The sequence below is a fragment of the Nonomuraea insulae genome (genome assembly GCF_042656245.1).
This window is the reverse complement of record NZ_JBHSPA010000060.1, coordinates 35237-56620: the sequence shown is the minus strand read 5'-3', so window position 1 is coordinate 56620 and position 21384 is coordinate 35237. Positions and strand designations below refer to the sequence as shown.

Below are 21384 nucleotides of genomic sequence, written 5' to 3'. Positions count from 1 at the left end.
GTCTTCTCCGTTCGGCAGGTGGGCACAGGCCCACCTTCCGCCACGCGCCCGGCCCCGCACCACGGGGATCTCCGCCACATCGGTTCCGGACATCCCCCAGGGGCCTGCCCGAGGGCCTACGGTGGTCACCAGCCGGCTCGTGCACGGAGGACGCATGCGCATCGTGATCGCCGAGGACGCCGTGGTGCTCCGCGACGGCCTGTGCCTGCTGCTGACCTCGCGCGGCCACGAGGTGCCGGCCGCCGTGGGCGACGGCGAGGCGCTGGCGGCGGCCGTGGCCGAGCACCGCCCCGACGTGGCGGTGGTCGACGTCCGCATGCCGCCCTCCCACACCGACGAGGGCCTGCGGGCCGCGATCCAGATCCGCCGCGACCACCCCGACCTGGGCGTGCTGATGTTCTCCCAGTACATCGAGACCCGGTACGCGGCCCAGCTCCTCGCCGGCGGGGCTCGCGGCGTCGGCTATCTGCTGAAGGAGCGCGTGGCCGACATCCGCGACTTCCTGACCGCCCTGGAGCGGATCGCGGCCGGGGAGACCGTGCTCGACCCCGAGGTCGTCACCCAGATCATGGGCGCCAGCGGGCGCTCCGACGCCCTGTCCCTGCTGACGCCCAGGGAGCGCGAGGTGCTGGCCATGATGGCGCAGGGCCGCTCCAACAGCGCCATCGCCGAGGCGTTGTTCCTGTCGTACGGGTCGGTGGAGAAACACGTGACGCAGATCTTCACCAAGCTCGGCCTGGCCCCCTCCGACGGCGACCACCGCCGGGTGCTGGCCGTCCTGCGCTATCTGGGCGCCTGACCTACACGCCCACCTTGACCGGCTCCTCGCGCCGCACCGAGGGCTCGTCCTCCTCGTGCCCCTCCACCGACAGGTTCGGCAGGATCCGATCCAGCCATCGCGGGCACCACCAGTTGAGCCGCCCCAGCAACACCATCGTGGCCGGCACCAGGAACCCGCGGATGATCGTGGCGTCCACCGCGACCGCCACCGCCAGCCCCACCCCGAACGTCTTGACCATCGAGTCCGGGTAGGCGACGAACGCCGTGAACACGGCCACCATGATCAGCGCCGCGGACGTGATGACCCGCCCCGTGGACCCGAGCCCCTCGGCCACCGCACGCGAGTTGCGCCCGTGCCGCAGGTACGACTGCCGCACCGCGGTCAGCAGGAACACCTCGTAGTCCATCGACAACCCGAACAGCACCGCGAACAACATCAGCGGCACGTAACTCTCGATGGGCACCGAGAAGAAGACCGTCTGCACGTACGAGGAGTTGACCGGCGGATCCATGCCCACCAGCCCCGTCCCCAGTCCGATCGAGAACACCAGCGCCAGCGCCCCGAACGCGGCACCCAGCGACACCAGGTTCATCACCGCCGCCTTGATCGCGACGACGGGCGCGCGGAAGGCCAGCAGCAGCAGGAGCGCGCTCAGCAGCACCACGACGCCGATGACCAGCGGGGTGCGCTCCGCCATGCGGTCCCCGGCGTCGGTCAGGCCCGCGACCTTGCCGCCGACGTGCATCTGGACCCCGGGCACGGAGATGGCCCTGACGTCCCTGACGACCTGGGCGGCGCGGTCGTCGCTGGGGGCGTACTCGGGGATGACCTGCAGCAGCACCGAGCGGCCGGAGGTGTTGACCTTGGGATCGCCCACATACTTCACCCCATCGACGTCCTCCACCTCGCGGGTGAGGTTGTCGACGATGGGGTCCTCGGCGCCGGCCACCTTCGAGGGCAGCTCGGCGACCACGATCAGCGGCCCGTTGAAGCCGGGGCCGAAGCCGGTGGCCATCAGCTCGTACGCGCGGCGCGGCTCCGACCCCTTGGCCCCGTACCCCTCGTCGATCGCCCCCAGCTTCAGCGCCAGCGCGGGCGCGGCCAGCGCGCCGAGCACGAGGGCGCTGGCCAGCAGCACCTGCCACGGACGGCGCGCCACCCACCGGCCGAGCCCCGCCCAGCCGGTGCCGGAGGTCCCGCCGCCGCGCAGGAGGGGCACCTTGAGCGCGTTGACGCGGTGGCCGAGCAGCCCGAGCAGAGCCGGTACGAGCGTGACCGAGGTGAGCACGGCGGCCACGACCGAGATGCCGGTGACCCAGCCGAGCGTGGCCAGCAGCGGGAACCCGGCCAGCATCAGCGCGCTCAACGCGATGATCACCGTGCCGCCCGCGAAGACGACGGCCCCGCCCGAGCTGGCCACGGTACGCCGTACGGACTCCGCCACCGGCACCCCCTCCGCCAGCAGCCGCCGATGGCGGGACAGCAGGAACAACGCGTAGTCGATGCCCACGCCGAGCCCGATCATCGTGGCCATGATGCCGGCCTGCTTCGGCATGTCCACGACCCATCCGAGCAACCCGATCACGCCGAGCCCCGTGGCGACGCTGACGAGCGCGACGAAGATCGGGATCATCGCGGCCACCAGCGTCCCGAACGCGAACACCAGCACCAGCAGCGCGCAGACCACCCCGATGATCTCGCTGGGCCCGGTCTTGATCTCCTTGTCGGCCGGGTTGGAGGCATCCGCGGGCACGACCTCCAGACCGGCGGCCCGCGCCGGATCCGCCGCCTTCGACAACTCTTGCGTGGTGTCGGCGATCTGGTCGGAGTCGTTGCCCTCCAGCTTGATCGTGATGAGGCCGATCTGCAGGTTGGAGGAGATGCCGCCCTTGCGGAACGGGGTGTCCACCTGCTTGACGTGCGGCATCGTGCGCAACCGGTCCATCGACGTCTCGACGGCCTTCTTGCGGTCGTCCTCGATGAGGGCCCCGTCGGGGGAGTACACCAGGAGTTGCACCGTTCCCGCCGTACCGTATCCGGACCCGAAGCCCGTCTTCATCAGGTCGTGCGCCCGCTGCGCGTCGGTGCCGGGAATGCTGGCGTCGCTGCTGGTCGGGCTGGGGAAGGCCAGGCTCGCCCCCATCACCCCGGCCGCCACGACCACCCAGGCCACCAGCACGATCCATCCGTGCCGCGCGCACCAGCCGCCCAGCCGTCCCAGCAACCGCGTCATCGCTCAGCTCCCACTCGACGGCCGTCCTGTACGGGCGTACAGGACATACGATAAGACGGGATATATCCGGAAGGCTGTCTCCCGCAGGGAAATGAGACGATGACCACAGCCGACGACACCCGCGGCCGGATCCTGGCCGCCGCCAGAGAACTGTTCGCCGAACGCGGCTACGCGGCCACGTCCCTGGCCGACATCGCCGCCGCCGTCGGCCTGACCAAGACCGCGGTCGCCTACCACTTCCACCCGAAGGACCGCCTGGCCACCGAGCTCCTGTCCCCCGCGGCCGGCGACATGCTGGCGCTGCTGGACACCTCGTACCCGAGCCGGGAGGCGTTCGTCGAGACGCTGGTGGAGTTCGCGGTGCGCTACCGCTCGGTGATCCGCCTGTTCATGGAGGACCTGGCGGCGGACGAGGCCACGACCGCGCCCGGATCCGAACGCGATCAGGTCGGAACGTTCAGGGACGAGATCTACGCCAAGCTCGCAGGCGACGACCCGGCCCCGGAGACCAGGCTCAAGAGCTGGGCGCTACTCGGGGCGCTGCAGTGGGGCGCGGTCAAGACGATGGATCTGCCGGAGGAACAAGTCCGCGCCGTCCTGCTGGAAGCGGCCCGCGCCTACTAGGCCCGCGCTTACTAGGCCCAAAGTGGCCCCATGAACAGGCCATGAACCGGAATACTGGGAGTCCGGACTAGAGACAAGCAGGAGGGTCGCGCTTTGCGTACCTGGTTCGAGCCCGAGGAGACGGAGGAGTTCGAGGCGGCGAAGGCAGTGCTGCTCCGGCGCTGTCTCACCTGGGCGGACGAGCACGGCCGCCCCGCCGACGACCTGCTGATCACCGCCGCCATGGACGCCCGCCACGAGAGCCGCGACGGCCGCCTCGGCTACTGGGACGAAACCCAGATCAGACGCTTCCTTCTGGGCTGGATCCCGAAGTACGTCGTCGCTCCGAGGGAGATCCTCGACATCACCCCGGAGATCCTGCGCACCTACCTGGATTATCTGCACGACACCGGCCTGCGCGACCCAAGAGGCGAAACCCCGGCCGAGGCCGACGCCTCGATAGCCCGCCTCTCCGCCGACTTCCAGAAGGCCCTCGACGACCCCAACCGCCAGGGCCTTGCGAAATTCTGGGCGCAGACGGCCCTCGACCACGGCATCGACCTCGCCACCCCCGGCGAGCTGGAGACCTTCCAGCAGGACCTGGACGCCGGCCGCATCCGCTTCGACCAGGACGTCCTCGACAACCTCCTGGAGGCCCGCTTCATGGAGACGGGCCTGGACGTACTCGACGAGGAACGCGCCTTCCCCCAGCCGCCCATCGTCCTGCCCCCGCCTGCCGCCCTTTCCGAGGCGGCCACCCAGAGCAAGATCGTCCAACAGCTCATCTCCCTGACGACCTGGGCGGGCAAGGACGGCCACCCCCTCACCAAGGCCGGCAACCTCTCCCTGGCCGACGCCCGCGCCGTGTCGGCCCTGCTGGGCACCGGCGAGGACGAATACCAGGTCCGCAGCGCCGCCGACCTCCCCCACCTGAACCTCCTGCTCGCCTGGGCAAAAGAGATCCGCCTGATCCGCGTCGCCAAGGGCCGCGTGGTCGCGGTGGCCAAGGCCGGCCCCCTCCTTCGCGACCCCGAGGCCCTGTGGAACCGCGCCTTCGAGGTGCTCCCCGAGCTGGGCGACGTGATCACGACCCCCGTGGCGACCTGGCGCCCCGTCTCCCTCCTGGGCGACGCCTTCGACGAGCTCCTCCCGGACGTCCTCAACACGATGTACGGCATGGACGACATCCCGCTCGTTCGCCTGGAGGAGACCGTCTGGCTGGCCTGCCAGGAATACTTCGTCGTCGACGACCAGCAGGAGCACATCCAGGAGCTCTGGCGCGGCCAGGCGGCCCGCGACCTGCGACGCGCCTTCGAGGTCCTGGTCGACCTGGGCGCCGTCGAACTGACCCGCGGCCCGGCGGACGACCTCTACTCCAGCGACCTGGACCACGAGGACCAGCACCTGCCCCCCGACGCGGTGGACCGCCTCCGCGCCCGCCTCCAGGAGCCCGACCTCCTCCAGGCCCGCCTCACCCCGCTCGGCCTGCGCGCCGTACGAAACCGCCTCCTGTCAGAGGGCCGCGACGCGCCTCTGGTGGGCGAGCTGGCCGCCGCCGCACCCGCCGAACTTCTGGGCATGCTCACCCAGCACTACCCGCCCCCAGAGGCCGCCACGGAGCTGAACGGCTGGCTCTCCCACCCGGGCCAGGACATCGAGTCACTCCTGCGGGCCATCCGCGACTGCCCCTTCCGCACCAGGGCCGCCGCCATGCTCAACGTCCTGGCCGAAGCCCTCCCCGAGGGCCACACCCTCATCCGCGACCTCCGCCACGACCCCATCCTCGGGCCCGCCGCGCTGAGCCTGCTCATGGACTCTGGGGAGATCGATCCTGGGGCGTTGGGGCAGCGGGAACATCTGCTCCTGGGGGCCGAGAACTTCCTGACGTTGCTCGAACTCGGGGGGCCGGAATCGCTCATCGAGCAGCTCAAGGCCATGGCTGGGCCGGACGCGTACGAGTTCGTCCAGTCGGTGTTGTCGTCGGGGCACCATGACGTGGAGGGCTTGGCGGACATGCGCGAACTGGTCGCCGAACCCCTACGCGCCGCCCGAACCCACCTCCGCCTCGTCCCCAGCCCCTCCCCAGGCTCCCGCGGCCGCCCCAAGGGCAAGGGCAAAAAACGCCGCTAACGCCCGGGGAACTGCAAGGCCTTCCACAAGGGGACGCTACGCGCCACGGGATTCCAGACAACCCCTCCCAAGAAAGCTGCCGCCCCCTTTCGAACCCCCGAAAAGGCCGCTCGCCCTCAAACGCCCGCCCCCGGGCCCCATTCAGCGGCTGGATCGTTGGGACCACCCCGAAAACCCGTTCGCTTCGCTCGCCGGAGCGACCATTCGTGAGCGTTTCCACACTTAGAGCAATATCCCCGCGTGTCCATGTGGCTCAACGCCGGAGTCCCTGCTCCGCAGGTGGCTGAGTGGGCTGGGGCACAGCACATCCAGCCGACCAGGCAGCCGAGGCCGCTGGCTGCCAGGTTGCGCAGCCTGACCATGATCCGTGGTGCGGTGCCGGTCCGGACGCGGGAGGCGGCCTCGCGGTAGGTGACGTCGCGGAAGTGGTGTGTTCACTCTCCGACTGCAGGAGGGTGGACGCGCCGCCTGGGTAAGTCACTCTAAGCTGGGCGCATGGCGCCGCAGAGGTTGCAGTCGATCAGGATCAGGGGATACACCTCGATCCGCTCCGCCGAGGTGGAGTTGCGTGATCTCAATGTTCTGATCGGCGCCAACGGTGCGGGCAAGAGCAACTTCATCTCTGCCCTTGCCCTGCTCGGCCGGATTGTCGACGAAGAGCTCAACCTGTTCGTAGGCCAGGCGGGTGGGGCCTCCGCCCTGCTCTATCGTGGAAGTGAGAGCATCCCAGAGATCTCCCTGCGCCTGGAATTCGCGACCGACGAATATCGTGCCGAGCTCATTCCGGCGGCTCGCGACGAGCTGATCTTCGGCACTGAAGCTATCGAGTTGCATGGCGAAGGACATGTCCTGGGACGGGGACATCGGGAGACCCGCCTCTTGGATGAGATCGATGAGTCAGGCTTGTCGTCCGTCGCCGAACATGTAGTCGACACGCTGCGAGGCTGTCGCGTCTTCCATTTCCACGACACCAGCGTGAACGCCCCGGTCAAACAGACAGGGTTCGCCTCCGACAACATCGCGCTGCACCCTGATGCCCGAAATCTGGCCGCCATCCTGCTTCGCCTTCAGCGGGAGGACCACGCCGCATACAGGAGGATCGTCCGAACCATCCAGCAGGTCGCGCCGTTCTTCAGGGACTTCGTGCTCATCGAGGAGAATGGCCGGCTCCGACTGCGGTGGCAACAAGAGGGCTCGGACGTCGTCTTCCCTGCCGACGCGCTGTCGGACGGAACGCTCCGTTTCATCTGCCTCACTACATTGCTGAGCCTGCCCGACCTTCCGAACCTCGTCGTGCTGGACGAACCGGAGCTCGGTCTGCACCCGTATGCCATCGTCCAACTGGCCGACATGCTGCGCGCCGCGAGCAGCGCCAGCCAGGTCCTCATCGCCACCCAGTCGGTGACGCTCATGAACCAGTTCGAGGTGGACGATCTCATCGTCGTCGAGCGCGCCGGCGGAGCGTCGGCCTTCAATCGCCTCGCCCCCGAAGGGTTGTCCGACTGGCTGGCGGAGTACTCCTTGGGTGAGTTGTGGGAGAAGAATCTGCTCGGTGGCAGGCCGCAGGCCGAGCCGCGGTGACGGGAATGCGCCGACTGCACATTCTGTGTGAGGGCCAGACCGAGGAGACCGTGGTACGCGAAGTCATCGAGCCCTACCTGCTCAGCTCCGACCTCTACGTCACTTGGTCCATCTTCACCACCAAACGTCCCGCAGGTGGCCCTTCCTACAGGGGAGGTCTGTCCACGTGGGGCAAACTCGTCTCAGAGATCCGCCTACTTCTGGGCGATTCCTCCATCACCGTCCTGACGACCATGCTGGACTACTACGGGCTCCCTACCGACGCGCCCGGCATGGCGACACGCCCCTCGGGTTCGCCGCATGACCGTGTGACTCACGTCGAGCGTGCTATGGCCGACACCATCGGCGATTCTCGCTTCCTACCTCACCTGGTACTCCACGAGTTGGAGGCGTGGGTCCTGCTGGGCCACGAGGCACTCGGCGAGCTCACCGGCGATGACACACTTGCCCGGGCCGTCCAAGCGATCGTGGCGCAAGCCCAGGGTGCCGAACTGGTCAACGACGGGGTCAGCACAGCCCCCTCCAAGCGTCTGCTGCGTCTGTATCCGCGGTACCGCAAGACCTCCGACGGCCCACTCGTCATAGCTGAGATCGGCATCGACACCATCAGGAATGCCTGCCCTCACGCGGCCGCCTGGTTCTCTGCGGTGGCTACCGCGCTCAAGCAAGAACCCTGACACGAACCGGATCTGGGTGCTGTGGTTCTACCACAACGGCGACCGCGTCAGCGAGAGCCCATGGCTTCGCACCGCTGCGGTGAGAGAGCTGTGGGCTGCTCTGCTTGATGGCCGGGCTCGATAGCGAGGGCGGCCAAACGGTGGTCAATGCCGTCCGGCCCGCACCATCCGCTCGCGCTTCGGGCCGGCCCGCCCGCTCTCATGTGCGGCCCGCCCGCCCTCGCGTTCGACCAGTTGCCGTTTACGTCGCCGGGCCAGGAACCAGCCGAGCCCCAAGACGACCAGGCCCATCGGCGAGACCGCCAACCGCCGCGCCACCAAGAGCTTGAGCAACTTCATCATGGGACCACAACTGCCCCTGAACAGGCAGAACACGCATCTCAGTCGCCGGAGACCGAGCCGCTGGGGGTTTCTGTGGGCTCCTCGTGGGGGTCAGGTCCGGATTGGCCCGCTACGCCGACCGTGAGCGCGATCTGGGTGCCGGGCTTGGTGCAGGAGCCGGGTTGAACGCTCTGGGACAGGACGAGGCCCACTCGGGATTCGTCGTCCACGACCTGGTCGCTCGTTCGTACGGTGAAGCCGGCCGCTGTCAGGGCGTCGCGTGCCCCATCGCGGGGACGGCCGACGACCGACGGGACCGGGGCGCCGTTGCGGGAGAGCGTGAGGGAGACCGGGGCGCCTCCGGGGAGGCGACTGCCCGCGCCGGGTTGGGAGGAGAGCACGCGGCCGGCGGGCTCCTGGGAGCAGGTACGGGTGACGGCGCCGACCTTGAGGCCCGCGTTGGTCAGTGTCGTCTCGGCGGCCTTGCGTTGCAGACCCCTCAGCGAGGGTACGGGCAAGCCCGCCGACACCTGCAGGGTCACCGTGGCGCCCCGGTTGACGACTGTGCCGGAGGCGGGCTTGCTGGTCAGGACCTGGCCGACCTTCAAGGGGGAGTCGACCTTGGTGACCGGACCCAGGAGCAGACCGGCCTGCTTGATCGCCTTGCCGGCCGCGCCCTTGTCCATGCCTGCCAGGGGTGGGATCGCGACCGTGATCGGTGGGCGGATCACTGGTGGGTTGGTGGTGGGTTCGCGGGGGCCGTGACTGTCCTGGGGCTTGGCAGGGGTGGCTTTCTGCTTCTGGGGTTCGGAGGCGGCGGACGGGGAGGAGTTCGGTGGGAGGGAGGGGCCGGCGGCCTGGGGGGCTGCCAGGGACTCGGACTTGTTCATCGAGGGGATGATCAAGGTGAGGAGTACGGCGGCCGTCACGAACAGGGCGGCGCAGACGGCGATCGCCGCCCTGGGCCAAACCCTTCTGGGCTGCTGAGACCGGTCCTCACCGCTACCGGCGCTGACGGGGCCGGGGCCCATGCGGACGCTCTCAGGTCCGGCTAAGCCCTCTAACCCGGACAGGACGTACCCGCCGGACGCGCCCGTCGCCTCGGGCGAAGCCATCGGGGCCGGATCCGATGACGATGGTGAGCGCGGCTCCGGAACAGGCAGGATGTGCGGCGGGGGCGAGCGCAGCACATCGGACGGCAGCTCGTCGGTCGACTCCCCCAGCAGCTCGAACAGCAACTCCCGGCTGCTGGGCCGGTTTCGAGCATCCTTGTCCAGGCAGGCGTCGACCAGCGTCCGCAACCGCCCGTCCAAGCGCCCCAGCTCCGGCTGGGCGGTCAGGATGCGGTGGAGCACCGGTGCGACCGAGTCCTGGCCGAAGGGCGCGGAGGCGTTGGCGGCGAAGCACATCGTCGCGCCCCACGAGAACACGTCCGCCGCCCCCGTGACGGCCTCGGCGGTGATCTGCTCGGGAGCCATGTACGCGGGCGTCCCCACCCCTCGCCCGCTCACCGTGGCCGCCGCGTCCAGCGCCTTGGCAAGGCCGAAGTCGATCACGCGCGGCCCGTCCGAGCCGAGCAGCACGTTCTGCGGCTTGAAGTCGCGGTGGACGATCCCCGCGCGGTGAATCGCCACCAGCGCCGTCGCCGTGCTGACCGCCAGCCGCTCCAGCCCTCCGCCCCGCCGGGGCCCGGTGAGCGCGACCTCACGCTGGAGTGAGGGCCCGTCCACGTATTCGCTCACGATGAACGGGCGCCCAAGGTCGAACCCGGCGTCGATCACCTGCGCCGTACAGAACCGAGCCACATGCTTGGCCAGCTCCACCTCCCGCAGGAACGCCGCCCGCTCATCCCCCACGGGCCCATGCAGCAGCTTGACCGCGTAGCTCTCCCCGCTCCGAGAACCGAGGAACACAGCACCTTGACCACCCTCACCCAGGCGCCCGGAAAGTGCGTACTCCCCGAGTTGCTGCGGGTCCCCCGTTCTGAGCGGCTGCGCCGTTGGCACGGGGCGCCTCCCCTCAGCCGCCACCCCTTTACTGCTCTCTACTGAAAGCAACCGGCCGCGATCAGTCAACCGTGCTCAGCGCAATCGCGGCCTGACCGTGACACAGCCGGTCAGGAGGTACGCGCGACCTTGCCCGAATACGTCACTTCGTCCTTACCCTCGCGTGTCACCTTGATGGCCATCTGGTTCACGTCGGAGGTCGGGAACATCCGTACCGTCCCCGGATAGCACTCCTCGCCCTCGACCTGATCGAGCCCGAAGACCATCCCGGTGCCGTCCCGCCCGAGCCGTCCCGCGCAGTGCAGGTCCGCTCCCCACCGCATCGAACCGTCGCCGTCGCCGTCCAGGCGCACTTGGACCGGGAAGATCCGCTTGGCGGTGAGGTGCTCGGCTGAGCCGGTCCACGTGCCTTCGAAGCCGGGTTCCTGGGCACCGCGCAGCCAGAAGACGAACCCGGCCGCCGCCGCCAGCAGTCCGGCCGCGACGATCGCCAGCTGCCAGGGCCGGATCCGCCGCCACACCGGCTCCGTGGGGTCGGTGCGGCGGGCGGCCGCGAGTTGGGGGGCCGTGATCGCGGGGAAGCTGGTGGTCGGATCGGGGTCGGTGATCACACCGGGCTCGGCCTCGGCGGCGCCCAGACCGACGACCATGCCGGGACGAGCGGTGAGCGACTTCAGACCGGCCGGTTCACGGGTCTTCCTGCCGGCAGGCGCGCCGGTCGCGGCGACGGCGGCCATCGCGCCCGTCGACAGCAGGTCGGCACCGGCCGCCCCCTGTCCCAGCAACCGCCGCAGCACCTCCTCGGCGTCCGGCCGCTCCCCGGGCTCCGTCGACAGGCACGCCTCCACGATCTCCCGCAGCTGCCCGCTCAACGTCCCCAGTTCAGGCTTGCCGTACAGGACCCTGGCCAGCACCTCCTGATGGGTATCGGCCGTGTACGCCTGCCGCCCCGTCGCCGTATAGGCGACGGTCAGCCCCCAGGCCCACATGTCGGAGGGAGGCCCGGCGGACTCCGCCTTCATCCGCTCCGGCGCCATGTAGGCGGGCGTCCCCATGGGTATGGCGGCGGTCGCCGCGGCGTCCACCAGCCGCGACACCCCGAAGTCGATCACCCGCGGCCCGTCGATGCCGAGCAGCACGTTGCCCGGTTTGAAGTCCCGATGCACCACTCCGGCCCGGTGGATCGCTCCGAGAGCGGTGGCGGTGCCGATGGCGATGCGCTCCAGCGAGCCGCCCTGACGGGGTCCCTCGGCGGTCACGTGCTCGCGCAGCGACGGCCCGTCCACGTACTCGCTGACCAGGTAGGGCCGGTCCCCTTCGAGGTCGGCGTCCAGCAGTTGCGCCGTGCAGAAGGCCGCCACCCTGCGTACCGCCTCGACCTCCCCGAGGAAGCGGCGCCGTCCGTCGGGGTCTCCCGACAGGCTCGCGTGCAGCAGCTTGACCGCGACCTGCTCCCCCTGCGGCGAGTGGCCGAGATAGACCACTCCCTGGCCACCTTGACCAAGCCTTCGTGTCAGCCGGTATGACCCCAACTGCTGTGGGTCATCGGCACGTAGCTCGGACATATCCTTTCATTATGCCCGCTCACCTCGATGGGCGGCGTACTGATGGAGCAGCGGCGACGCCGCTCGATCAGGAATCCCGGAAGACCTTGCCCGAGTAGGTGATCTCGTCCTCCCCCTTGCGCGTCACGTGGACGGCGACCTGGTCGGGACCGGCGGACGGGACGAGGCGCAATGTCCCTGGGTAGCACATGTCGCCCTTTACTTGGTCGAGCACGAACGTCAACGCGGTCCCGGCCGGTTTCAGCCGTCCCGAGCAGTGCAGGTCGGCTCCCCAGCGCATGGTGGACGAGCCCGTGGAACGCAGGCGTAGCTCCACCGGGAAGATCCGCTTGGCCGTGGGATGCTCGGCCGACCCGGTCCACGTACCGTTCAGATCCAGCGCGGCCGTCGTCTGCGGAGCGGAGGACGACGGGACGGAAGACGGCGAAAAAGAAGACGACGAGATCGACCGCGAGGGCTCCACCGATCCCGCCCGCTGAGCACCGACCGCCCAGAGGACGCCCCCGGTAACCACCACGGCCACCGCGGCGACCACCGCCCCGACCCGAAATCCCCGCCACCCTCGCCGTCCAGAAGGCGGCCCAGAAGGCGGTCCGGTAGGCGGGCCCGTGTCCGGCTGGCTCGGCGGGCTGGTGTCGCCGGCCTGGCGCGCCTCCTCGACCACTCCGGGCAGGTCAGCATCCAGCACTACGGGCGCCCCCGGATCCATGACCGGCCGGGAGCCAGGGCCGGTGGCGGCCTGGGCGCCGGTGCGCAGAACGTCGTCCGTATCGTGCCCCAGCAACCACCGCAACACCTCCTCGGCGTCCGGCCGCTCCCCGGGATCGCGCGCGAGACACCCTTCCACGATCTCCCGCAACCGCCCGGACATCCCCCGCAGATCAGGCTTGCCGTAGAGGATCCTGGCCAGCACCTCCTGGTAGGTGTCCGCCATGTACGCATGCCGCCCCGTAGCCGTGTAGGCCACGGTCAACCCCCAGGCCCACAGATCGGCGGCGGGCCCGGCGGACTCCCCCTGGATGCGCTCCGGCGACAGGTAGGCAGGCGTGCCGAGGCTGACCCCGGTGCTGGTGGCGGCGGCGTCCATCAACCGCGACACCCCGAAGTCGATCACCCGCGGCCCGTCGAGCCCGAGCAGCACGTTCTGCGGCTTGAAGTCCCGATGGACGACCCCGGCCCGGTGGATGGCCCCCAGGGCGGTGGCGGTGCCGATGGCCAGGCGGTGCAGCGACCCGCCGAGCCGCGGCCCCTTGGCGATCACGTGCTCGCCGAGGGAGGGCCCTTCGACGTACTCGCTGACGAGGTAGGGGCGGTCGCCGTCGAGGTCGGCGTCGAGGAGTTGCGCGGTGCAGAAGGCCGCCACCCTGCGCACCGCCTCGACCTCGCCGTGGAAGCGGCGGCGCACCTCCGGATCGCCGGACAGGCCGGCGTGCATGAGCTTGACCGCTACCTGGGCCCCGCCCGGCGCGTGGGCCAGGTAGACGACGCCCTGACCGCCCTGACCGAGCCTGCGCGAGAGCTGGTACCGCCCCAGCCACTGGGGATCGTCAGCGCGAAGCTCGGGCATAGGGCGACATTATGGCAGCAGCCCCGCGTACTGATCGAGGATCGGGAGCACCACGTCGGCGGGCCCGCTGGGCAGGTTGGCCACCGTCTCGGTGATCCCGAGCGAGGCGTAGTAGTCCAGCTTCTCCCGGGTGGGCAGCGTGCCGAACGGGATCACCTTCGCCATCGGCCGCTCCGCCTTCTCGCAGGCCTCCCGCAACGCCGGCAGCGCGTCCTTGATGCCGCGGCCCCCGATCGGCATCCAGCCTTCCGCGTACTCGGCCACCTGCGCGAACAGCTTGGGCCCCGCGGCGCCGCCCAGATAGACGGGCGGCACGGCGACGGGCTTGGGCCACGACCAGGACGGGGCGAACCCCTCGAAGGAGGCCACCTCGTCCCGCCACAGCGCCTGCATGGCCAGCACGTTGCGCCGCGCCACCTCCCGGCGCCGCCCGTACGGGACCCCGTGGTGCTCGATCTCCTCCACGTTCCACCCGAACCCGACCCCGACCACCAGGCGCCCGCCCGACAGCAGGTCCAGGGTGGCCAGCGCCTTGGCGGTCACGATGGGGTCGCGCTGGGCCGCGAGCAGAATCCCGGTCCCGACGCGCAGACTGCTGGTCGCGGCGGCGGCGAAGGAGAGGGCGACGAGGGGGTCGAGCGTGCGCTTGTACTCCTCGGGCAACGACGTCCCGCCCGGGTACGGGGTGCGCCGCGCGACGGGGATGTGCGTGTGCTCGGGAACGTACAGGGAGGAGAAGCCGCGCTCCTCCGCCGCCCTGGCCAGTTCCTGGACCGGCATGGCCAGGTCTGTGGCGAACATCGTGACGCCGAGCCTCATAGTCAACCCCTAAACCAAGCGATTGCTCGGGTAAGATTTCCAGAGTACCTTGCAGAAGACCATCCCGCGGAAAGAGGTCCCCGGTGAAGTTTTCTCTCTTCCTGAATCCGCAAATTCCAGGCTCGGGTTACGCGGCCGAGGAGAACGCCAGGGCAAAACGCCCGATCGGGCGTGACACGGACTCGTACCAGAGACTGTTGCACGAAGTACGCGAGATAGCCGTGCACGCCGACCAGATCGGCTTCGACGCGCTGATGATGACCGAGCACCACTTCCACTCCGAGGGCATGGAGTTCTCGGTCAACCCGCTGATGTTCCTCACCGACCTGGCCGCCAGGACCGAGCGCATCCTGCTCGCGCCGCTCGGCCTCGTCCTGCCCGCCTGGGACCCGATCAGGGCGGCCGAGGACGTGGCGCTGCTCGACCAGTTCAGCAAGGGCCGCCTGCGGCTGGGCGTGGCGCGGGGCTACCAGAACCGCTGGATGAACGTCCTGGGCCAGCGCTGGCAGGCCGCTGCCGCCCGCTCCGACGGCTCGGCGAGCGACACGCGTAACTTCGACGTCTTCGGCGAGGTGCTGAAGATCATGAAGATGGCGTGGACGCAGGAAACACTCCGCTACAAGTCGGACGTGCTCGACTATCAGGTGCCCTATCCATATGAGGGCATCGAGGGCTGGCCGGCGCAGGAATGGACCCGCACGTTCGGCTCGCCCGAGGAGATGGACGAGGACGGCACCATCAAGGCCGTGTCGGTCTGCCCCAGGCCGTACCAGAACCCCTACCCCGAGCTGTGGCAGCCGTTCACCATCTCCGACCGGTCGGTCATCAGGGCGGCGCAGGAGAACATCCTGCCGTGGATGTTCACCCCCAACCCCGACGACCACGCGGCCAAGGCCAAGCTGTACCAGGAGGAGTCCGCCAGGCAGGGCCGCCACTACAAGCTGGGCGAGCACACCGGCATCCTCAAGATCGTCGGCATCGGGGACACGACCGAGCAGGCCATCAACACCTTCGGCCGCAGCATCCCCAAGGACTTCGCCGCCTTCTTCGGCCCCTTCGGCTACCTGGAGGTGCTGCGCAAGAAGGAGGACGAGAAGCACAAGCCCATCTCCCCCGAGAAGGGCGACGCCAAGCGCATGAACGACGTCGAGATGGCGCTGTTCGGCACCCCCGACGACATCAAGCGCGGCATCCAGCGCATGCTCGACCGCATGCCGGACCTGGAGTGGTTCGGCCTGTACATGCAGGGCCAGCAGGGCGTGCTGCCACTCGACACGGTCAAACGGAACCTCGAACTGTTCGCCACCAAGGTCGCACCGGAGTTCCGATGAAGTTCTGGCTGGGAGCCTCGTTCGCCGACGCGGACCAGTTCGTCGAACTCGCGCGGGCCGCCGAACGGTGCGGATTCGACACGCTGACGCTGTCCGACCACCTTTTCTACGCCGACTTCGCCACGCCGTACCCGTACTCGCGCTCGGGCAAGCCGCGCTGGGACGCTCGTACGCACTGGCCGGACGTCTGGGTCACGATCGGCGCCATGGCCGCGGTGACCAGCACCCTGCGCTTCTCCCCGAACGTCTACATCGCCCCCGCCCGTGACCTGTTCACCGTCGCCAAGCAGGTCTCCACGGCGGCGGTGTTGTCGCGGGACCGGGTGACGTTCGGCGTGGGGGTCGGCTGGTGCAAGGAGGAGTTCGTCGGCACCGGCCAGGACTTCCACACCCGCGGCCGCCGCCTGGACGCGATGCTCCCCGCCCTGCGCTCCCTCTGGTCGGGCGAGATCGTCACCCTCGACGGCCTCCCGCCGTTGTCGATCTCTCCCACCCCCGCCGCCCCCATCCCCGTGTACGTGGGCGGCGACAGCGACGCGGCCCTGCGCCGGGCGGCCAGGCTCGGGGACGGCTGGATCGGCAACCGCATCTACACGGAGGAGCAGTTCGACGTCGTCCTGGATTCCCTGCGAAATCATCTCGCAGGCAGGACCATCGACATCATCGCCCCCCTGGCGGTCATGCCGGACGCGGAGACCTACCGCCGCTTCGAGGCCAAGGGCGTCACGGGAACGATGGCCGCCCCGTGGTGGCTGGCCACCCCCGAGGAGAAGTCCCGGTACGGCGAGGGCACCCTGGACCTCAAGATCGCCACCATGGAACGCTTCGCCGAGGAGATCATCGCGAAGATGTGAGCCCCAGCTCGGCCATGGCCAGATCCACCAGGTCGGACGGCATCTCCCGCACCACCCCGACCCGCGCCAGTGCCGCGAGCCCGAGATAGGTCCCGTACCCGGACAACACCCGCCGCGCGGCCTCCTCCGGCGGCTGGCCGGCCTCCTCCAGGATGGCCCGCATGTACGCCAGCCGCCGCTCGCTCACCCGCCGCGCCACCGCGCCGACGGCGGGATCGTCGGCCTCGCTGATCAGCCGGAAGGAGACGGCCGCGTCGTGCCGGTTGCCGAAGGCGCCCTCCAGCAGCGCCCGCATGCGCGCCACCGGGTCCCCGACGTCCTCCAGCCGGACGATGACCTCCTCGGTCCACTCCTCCCATCGCCGCAACGCCGCCTCCACCAGCGCCTGCCGATTGCGGAAATGCCAGTAGAAACTCCCCTTGGACACCCCGAGCCGCACCGCGACGGGCTCCGCCGCCACGGCGGCCAGCCCGCCCTCGGCCAGCGCCTCCAGCGCGGCCCGCGTCCAGTCCTCCGCGCTCAACCGCCCCACCGGCTCAGCCCTCCTCGGAGAGGTTGCGCAGGATCCGCCCCAGCATCTCCGTGACCTGCTCGATCTCCTCGGGCGAGAAGCCCTCGAAGACCTGGTGACTGATCTTCCCGAAGATCGGCGGCAGGCTGGGCACCAGCGCGTGTCCCTCGTCGGTCAGCTCGACGACGATCGAGCGCCGGTCCGAGCGATGCCGGGCCCGCCGCAGCAGCCCTTTGGCCTGCAGCCGGTCCAGGAGCCGGGTCATCCCGGCCGTGTCCGTGCCGAGCCGGCTCTTCAGGAGGCTGGGCGTGCTGTCGCCGCGCGCCGCGTGCAGGAGCAGCGCGGCCTGCTGGGCTGTGAGGCCGAGGGGCGCGAGGCGCCGCTCGGTCTCGGTGTTGAGCTCCCGGCCCACCTGCACGAGCAGCGACCCTCCACCGAGGACCAGCTGGAACTGGTCGATCATGTCGTGCAGGATACTTGACGGGACACTTGCTGTCGCGACAGCTACCGAGCTAAAGGGGTGCGCGCCCACTTCGCGGACGGGCGGAGCGTGGACGGCGACCTGCTCGTGGGGGCGGAGGGCGTGGGCTCCCGCGTACGCGGCCGTGCGGGCCTCCAGGGAGCACCCGTTCGCCCCGGTCTCAGCGCTGGGCCGGGGACGATAGCCTCTTCGGGTGCTGGAAAAGATCGCAGCCACCCGTTATGTCACCCCTTTGCGGGAGGGCGGGTCGCTGCCCGGCGTGGTCGAGGCCGACGACCTGGGCACCTACGTGGTGAAGTTCCGCGAGGCCGGGCAGGGCCGCCGGGTGCTGGTCGCCGAGATCATCGCCGCGGAGCTGGGCCGGCGGCTCGGCCTGCGGACCCCGGAGCTCAAGCTCATCGACCTCGACCCGCAACTGGGCATCAGAGAGCCGGACGAGGAGGTGCAGGACCTGCTCAAGGCCAGCACCGGCCTCAACCTGGCGGTGGACTTCCTGCCGGGCGCGCTCGGGTTCGAGCCGCTGGCCTGGATGGCGGACCCGCTGTTCGCGGCCAGGGTGGTGTGGTTCGACGGGCTGATCCACAACATCGACAGGAGCTGGCGCAACCCCAACCTGCTGATCTGGCACCGCGACACGTGGCTGATCGACCACGGCGCCGCGCTCTGGTTCCACCACAACTGGCGCACCGCCGACCCGCTGCGGCCGTTCGACACGAGTGACCACGTGCTGGCGCCGTACGCGGGCGACGTCCGCGCGGCGGGCGCTGAGCTGGCGCGGAAGATCACGCGGGAGCTGCTGGAGACCGTGACGGCGCTGGTGCCGGACGAGTGGCTGGACGGGGAGCCGGGCTTCGGCTCCCCCGCCGAGGTGCGCGAGGCGTACGTCGATCATCTGCTCCAGCGCGCGCCCGGCGAGTGGCTCGTCGAGGGCGAGCGGAAAGAGGCGGGGAAGACCGGGTCGGTGGGCCGGTTCTGGCGAGGAGGCGGCGGCCGGTGACCAGGGACGTCTACGAGTACGCGGTGATCCGCGTGGTGCCCAGGATCGAGCGGGGCGAGCTGATCAACACCGGCGTGCTGCTCTACTGCCAGCCACGCGACTACCTGTGCGCCCGGGTCGAGCTGGACCCCGGCCGGCTGCGGGCCCTCGACCCGAACGCCGACATCGACGGTGTCCGCCGTGCGCTCACCGCGTACGAGCTGGCCTGCGGCGACAAGCCGGGCCCGCTGGCCGGCGAGTCGCTCGGCGGCAGGTTCCGCTGGCTGACTGCCCCGCGCAGCACGATCGTGCAGGCGGGCCCGGTGCACGCGGGCCTGACCGCCGATCCCGGCACCGAACTGGCCAGGCTCTTCGACAAGCTCGTCCGCGTCTGAAACCCGCTGACCTGCGGCGATATGGGTATGAGAGGGAAGGGGGACGGAAGGAGGGCCTGGCATGGAGGGCGAGCGCCCTTTCCGGTTGCCGGATCTCTCGGACGCGGGGACGTACGTCGTCGACGATCGAGGCCTGATCGTCGAGATCAACCCTCGTGCCGAGGAGTTGCTCCGCCGTACCGCCGATGAGCTGCTGGGCCGCGACGCCCACGACGCGATGCACCGAGGGGAGCGCGGCGAGCCGCTGCCGCGGAGCCGGTGTGCGATGCGCCGGCCCCTCCTGACGGGCAGCACCGCGTATGGCGAGCGGGACTGGCTGGAGCGGGGGGACGGCTCGCTGATGCAGGTCTCCTGGCTGGTCACCCCCTGCAGAACGGGTGCCCTGGTGCTCTTCCACGAGACCGCCAACCCCAAGGACGAGTGGCGGCCGCCGCTCGCCCTCACCTCGATGTCGGAGCTGGACCGGCTGGCCCTGCTCGCGGAGACGACCGCGACGCTCATCTCCAGTCTCGACAGCGACGAGACGCTGCGCCACCTGGTACGCCTGGTGGTGCCGCTGCTCGCCGACTGGGCGGTGGTGGACCTGCTCACCGAGGAGGGCGGCGTGTCGCGCGCCATCGTCGTCCACTACGAGAACGGCGCTCTGACACAGCGCCCCGACCTGGAGCGGCCGATGCCGCCGGTGCCGAGCGAGTCCGCGATGCCCCTGGCGCGGGCGCTGCGCGGGGTCACCGCGACACTGGTGGGCCCCGAGAACTACGAAGGCGTTCTCGAGTCCGACCTCGCGGTCGCCCAGCGCGACATGCTGGTGGCGACCGGCATCCGATCCGCGTGCATCGCCCCGATCCGCGGCGTACGAGAGGTGATCGGCGCCATGACCCTCGGACGCGCCGACCGGCCCCAGCCGTTCACCACAGGCGATCTGCTGCTGGTCGAGGACATCGCCCGCCGTGCGGGGCTGGCGCTGGACAACGCCCGCCTGTACGAGCGGCAGCGACGCGTCGCCGAGACCATGCAGCGCCACCTGCTGCCCCGCCTGCCCACCCTGCCGGGCCTGGAGATGGGCGCCTGCTACGTGCCGGCGCCGGACGCCTCCCAGGTGGGCGGTGACTGGTACGACGCCTTCGTCCTGCCCAGCGGCACGGCCGGCCTGGTGATCGGCGACGTGGTGGGCCACGACCTGGACGCCGCGTCGGGCATGGCCCAGGTGTGCAACATGTTGCGCGCGTACGTGGGAGAGGTGGAGGCGCCGCCCAGCGTGATCGTGGACCGGCTCGACCAGGCGGTGTCGCGCATGACCGAGACGACGATGGCCACCGTCATCCTCGCCCTGGTGGAGCACGCGGACGGAGGCTGGCGGCTGCGCTGGACGAACGCCGGCCACCCGCCGCCGCTGCTGGTCGAGCGCGACGGGCGCACCCGTTTCCTGGACGACGCGAGCGGCCTGCTCCTGGGCACCGGCCTCTGCCCGCTCCGCGAGGACGCCGTCACCGAACTGCCGCCGCGTTCGACCGTGCTCCTCTACACCGACGGGCTGGTGGAGTCGCCCAGCCACTGCATCGACGAGGGCCTGGACCGGTTGCGCCGGCACGCCGCCGCGCTGAGCCGGCATCCGCTGAGCGCCTTCTGCGACCGGCTCCTCACCCGGGTCCGGCCCTCCGACAACGACGACGACGTCGCCCTGCTGACCTTGCGCGTTCCCGGCTAGAACAGCACGGACATGAAGGTGTCCACCTCGCGGAAGCCCACCTTGCGGTAGACCGCCCGCGCCGAGTGGTTGTAGTCGTTGACGTACAGCGTGACGATCGGGGCGAAACAGCTCATCGCGGCCTCCACCACGGCCGCCATGCCCGCCGCCGCGTGCCCCTTGCCGCGCAGTTCGGGCGCCACCCAGACGCCCTGGATCTGGCAGGCGTACGGCGTGACGGCCCCGACCTCGGCCTTGAACACCACCCGCCCGTCGTCGATCCGCGCGTACGACCGGCCGATCCTGATCAGCTCGGCCACCCGCGTACGGTAGAGCACCCCGCCGTCACCGAGGTTGGGCGAGACCCCCACCTCTTCGGTGAACATGGCCACGCACGCCGGCAGCAGGGTCTCGAACTCCTCCGGCCGCACCCGGCGTACCAGCGGATCGGAGCGCACCGGCGCCTTGTGCGAGGTGGCCATGACCGGCTGCGCCCAGCGGATCGCGCGCGCCCGCCCCCAGTGCGGCTCCAGCCGCTCCCACAGCAGCGAGACCGCGTCGACGGGGCCCACGATGGACGAGCAGCGCCGCCCCTGTTTGCGGGCGCGGTCGGCGAAGGCGTGCACGGCTTCGGGACCGGCGTTGACGGGCACCAGGTTGGCTCCGGCGTAACAGAGTGACACGAGGCCACCGCGCGTCCCGAATCCCCACATCTGCCCGCCCAGCCTCGCGGGATTGAGTCCGACGGCCCGCACTCGGGAGGAGACGAAGACGTTGGCGACCGGGTCGGAGTCCAGCAAGGCGAGAACTTCGTCCCGGTCGTTGTCGTCGAGCACGCGCGACGCCGATGTACGCAGCATCACACG

The 21384-nt window shown here is 70.1% G+C and carries 19 protein-coding genes; 10 read left to right on the top strand and 9 right to left on the bottom strand.

Annotated elements, in window-relative coordinates:
- The first annotated feature begins 154 nt into the window (after positions 1 to 154).
- On the top strand, positions 155 to 799 hold the full coding sequence (locus ACFPZ3_RS44965; RefSeq protein WP_379520528.1) for a LuxR C-terminal-related transcriptional regulator: 645 nt from the start codon (positions 155 to 157) through the stop codon (positions 797 to 799).
- A gap of 1 nt (position 800) precedes the next feature.
- Here the strand turns inward: ACFPZ3_RS44965 and ACFPZ3_RS44960 are convergent, their stop codons facing one another.
- A complete protein-coding gene (locus ACFPZ3_RS44960; protein ID WP_379520527.1) occupies positions 801 to 3014 on the bottom strand; it encodes an MMPL family transporter in 2214 nt (737 codons plus the stop codon).
- A gap of 99 nt (positions 3015 to 3113) precedes the next feature.
- On the opposite strand from ACFPZ3_RS44960, the gene ACFPZ3_RS44955 reads away from it, so the two are divergent.
- From ACFPZ3_RS44955 to ACFPZ3_RS44940, 4 genes are all read left to right on the top strand, one after another.
- Entirely contained in the window at positions 3114 to 3638 is a 525-nt protein-coding gene (locus ACFPZ3_RS44955) for a TetR/AcrR family transcriptional regulator (protein ID WP_379520526.1), read from the top strand.
- A gap of 93 nt (positions 3639 to 3731) precedes the next feature.
- A complete protein-coding gene (locus ACFPZ3_RS44950; protein ID WP_379520525.1) occupies positions 3732 to 5747 on the top strand; it encodes a hypothetical protein in 2016 nt (671 codons plus the stop codon).
- Positions 5748 to 6242: 495 nt separating this feature from the next.
- Entirely contained in the window at positions 6243 to 7328 is a 1086-nt protein-coding gene (locus tag ACFPZ3_RS44945; RefSeq protein WP_379520524.1) for an AAA family ATPase, read from the top strand.
- 5 nt (positions 7329 to 7333) lie between these two features.
- Positions 7334 to 8005: a DUF4276 family protein gene (locus ACFPZ3_RS44940; protein WP_379520523.1), complete on the top strand. Its 672-nt coding sequence runs from the start codon at positions 7334 to 7336 to the stop codon at positions 8003 to 8005.
- 144 nt (positions 8006 to 8149) lie between these two features.
- Here ACFPZ3_RS44940 and ACFPZ3_RS44935 read toward each other — a convergent pair whose 3' ends face one another.
- The 5 genes from ACFPZ3_RS44935 to ACFPZ3_RS44915 all read right to left on the bottom strand — a co-directional run bounded on the left by ACFPZ3_RS44935 (position 8150) and on the right by ACFPZ3_RS44915 (position 14283).
- Positions 8150 to 8347, bottom strand: coding sequence for a DUF6203 family protein (locus tag ACFPZ3_RS44935; RefSeq protein WP_379520522.1), 198 nt, complete (start codon positions 8345 to 8347; stop codon positions 8150 to 8152).
- A 38-nt stretch (positions 8348 to 8385) separates the two neighbouring features.
- Positions 8386 to 10332, bottom strand: a complete 1947-nt coding sequence (locus ACFPZ3_RS44930; protein ID WP_379520521.1) for a PASTA domain-containing protein — start codon at positions 10330 to 10332, stop codon at positions 8386 to 8388.
- 110 nt (positions 10333 to 10442) lie between these two features.
- Positions 10443 to 11897, bottom strand: coding sequence for a serine/threonine-protein kinase (locus ACFPZ3_RS44925; RefSeq protein WP_379520520.1), 1455 nt, complete (start codon positions 11895 to 11897; stop codon positions 10443 to 10445).
- 67 nt (positions 11898 to 11964) lie between these two features.
- On the bottom strand, positions 11965 to 13464 hold the full coding sequence (locus tag ACFPZ3_RS44920; protein WP_379520519.1) for a serine/threonine-protein kinase: 1500 nt from the start codon (positions 13462 to 13464) through the stop codon (positions 11965 to 11967).
- A gap of 9 nt (positions 13465 to 13473) precedes the next feature.
- Positions 13474 to 14283: an LLM class F420-dependent oxidoreductase gene (locus tag ACFPZ3_RS44915; protein ID WP_379520518.1), complete on the bottom strand. Its 810-nt coding sequence runs from the start codon at positions 14281 to 14283 to the stop codon at positions 13474 to 13476.
- Between the two features lie 83 nt (positions 14284 to 14366).
- Between ACFPZ3_RS44915 and ACFPZ3_RS44910 the strand changes: the two genes are divergently transcribed.
- Entirely contained in the window at positions 14367 to 15614 is a 1248-nt protein-coding gene (locus tag ACFPZ3_RS44910; RefSeq protein WP_379520517.1) for an LLM class flavin-dependent oxidoreductase, read from the top strand.
- On the top strand, positions 15611 to 16468 hold the full coding sequence (locus ACFPZ3_RS44905) for a TIGR03619 family F420-dependent LLM class oxidoreductase (RefSeq protein ID WP_379520516.1): 858 nt from the start codon (positions 15611 to 15613) through the stop codon (positions 16466 to 16468). The genes ACFPZ3_RS44910 and ACFPZ3_RS44905 overlap by 4 nt, the downstream gene beginning before the upstream one ends.
- Here the strand turns inward: ACFPZ3_RS44905 and ACFPZ3_RS44900 are convergent.
- Together ACFPZ3_RS44900 and ACFPZ3_RS44895 are read right to left on the bottom strand one after the other, a co-directional pair.
- On the bottom strand, positions 16452 to 17000 hold the full coding sequence (locus ACFPZ3_RS44900) for a TetR/AcrR family transcriptional regulator (protein ID WP_379520515.1): 549 nt from the start codon (positions 16998 to 17000) through the stop codon (positions 16452 to 16454). The genes ACFPZ3_RS44905 and ACFPZ3_RS44900 overlap by 17 nt on opposite strands.
- Positions 17001 to 17004: 4 nt before the next feature.
- Positions 17005 to 17442, bottom strand: coding sequence for a MarR family winged helix-turn-helix transcriptional regulator (locus ACFPZ3_RS44895; protein ID WP_379520514.1), 438 nt, complete (start codon positions 17440 to 17442; stop codon positions 17005 to 17007).
- 211 nt (positions 17443 to 17653) lie between these two features.
- On the opposite strand from ACFPZ3_RS44895, the gene ACFPZ3_RS44890 reads away from it, so the two are divergent.
- From ACFPZ3_RS44890 to ACFPZ3_RS44880, 3 genes are all read left to right on the top strand, one after another.
- Entirely contained in the window at positions 17654 to 18457 is an 804-nt protein-coding gene (locus ACFPZ3_RS44890; protein WP_379520513.1) for a HipA family kinase, read from the top strand.
- The gene (locus ACFPZ3_RS44885; RefSeq protein ID WP_379520512.1) at positions 18454 to 18831 is read left to right on the top strand and encodes a DUF3037 domain-containing protein; all 378 of its coding nucleotides are present in this window, start codon (positions 18454 to 18456) and stop codon (positions 18829 to 18831) included. Before ACFPZ3_RS44890 ends, ACFPZ3_RS44885 begins: the two co-directional genes overlap by 4 nt.
- A 61-nt stretch (positions 18832 to 18892) precedes the next feature.
- Positions 18893 to 20539 (top strand): SpoIIE family protein phosphatase, encoded by a 1647-nt coding sequence (locus ACFPZ3_RS44880; RefSeq protein ID WP_379520511.1) that lies wholly within the window; start codon positions 18893 to 18895, stop codon positions 20537 to 20539.
- On the opposite strand, the gene ACFPZ3_RS44875 is transcribed toward ACFPZ3_RS44880, so the two are convergent.
- On the bottom strand, positions 20536 to 21378 hold the full coding sequence (locus ACFPZ3_RS44875; RefSeq protein WP_379520587.1) for a GNAT family N-acetyltransferase: 843 nt from the start codon (positions 21376 to 21378) through the stop codon (positions 20536 to 20538). The genes ACFPZ3_RS44880 and ACFPZ3_RS44875 overlap by 4 nt on opposite strands.
- Between the last annotated feature and the right edge of the window lie 6 nt (positions 21379 to 21384).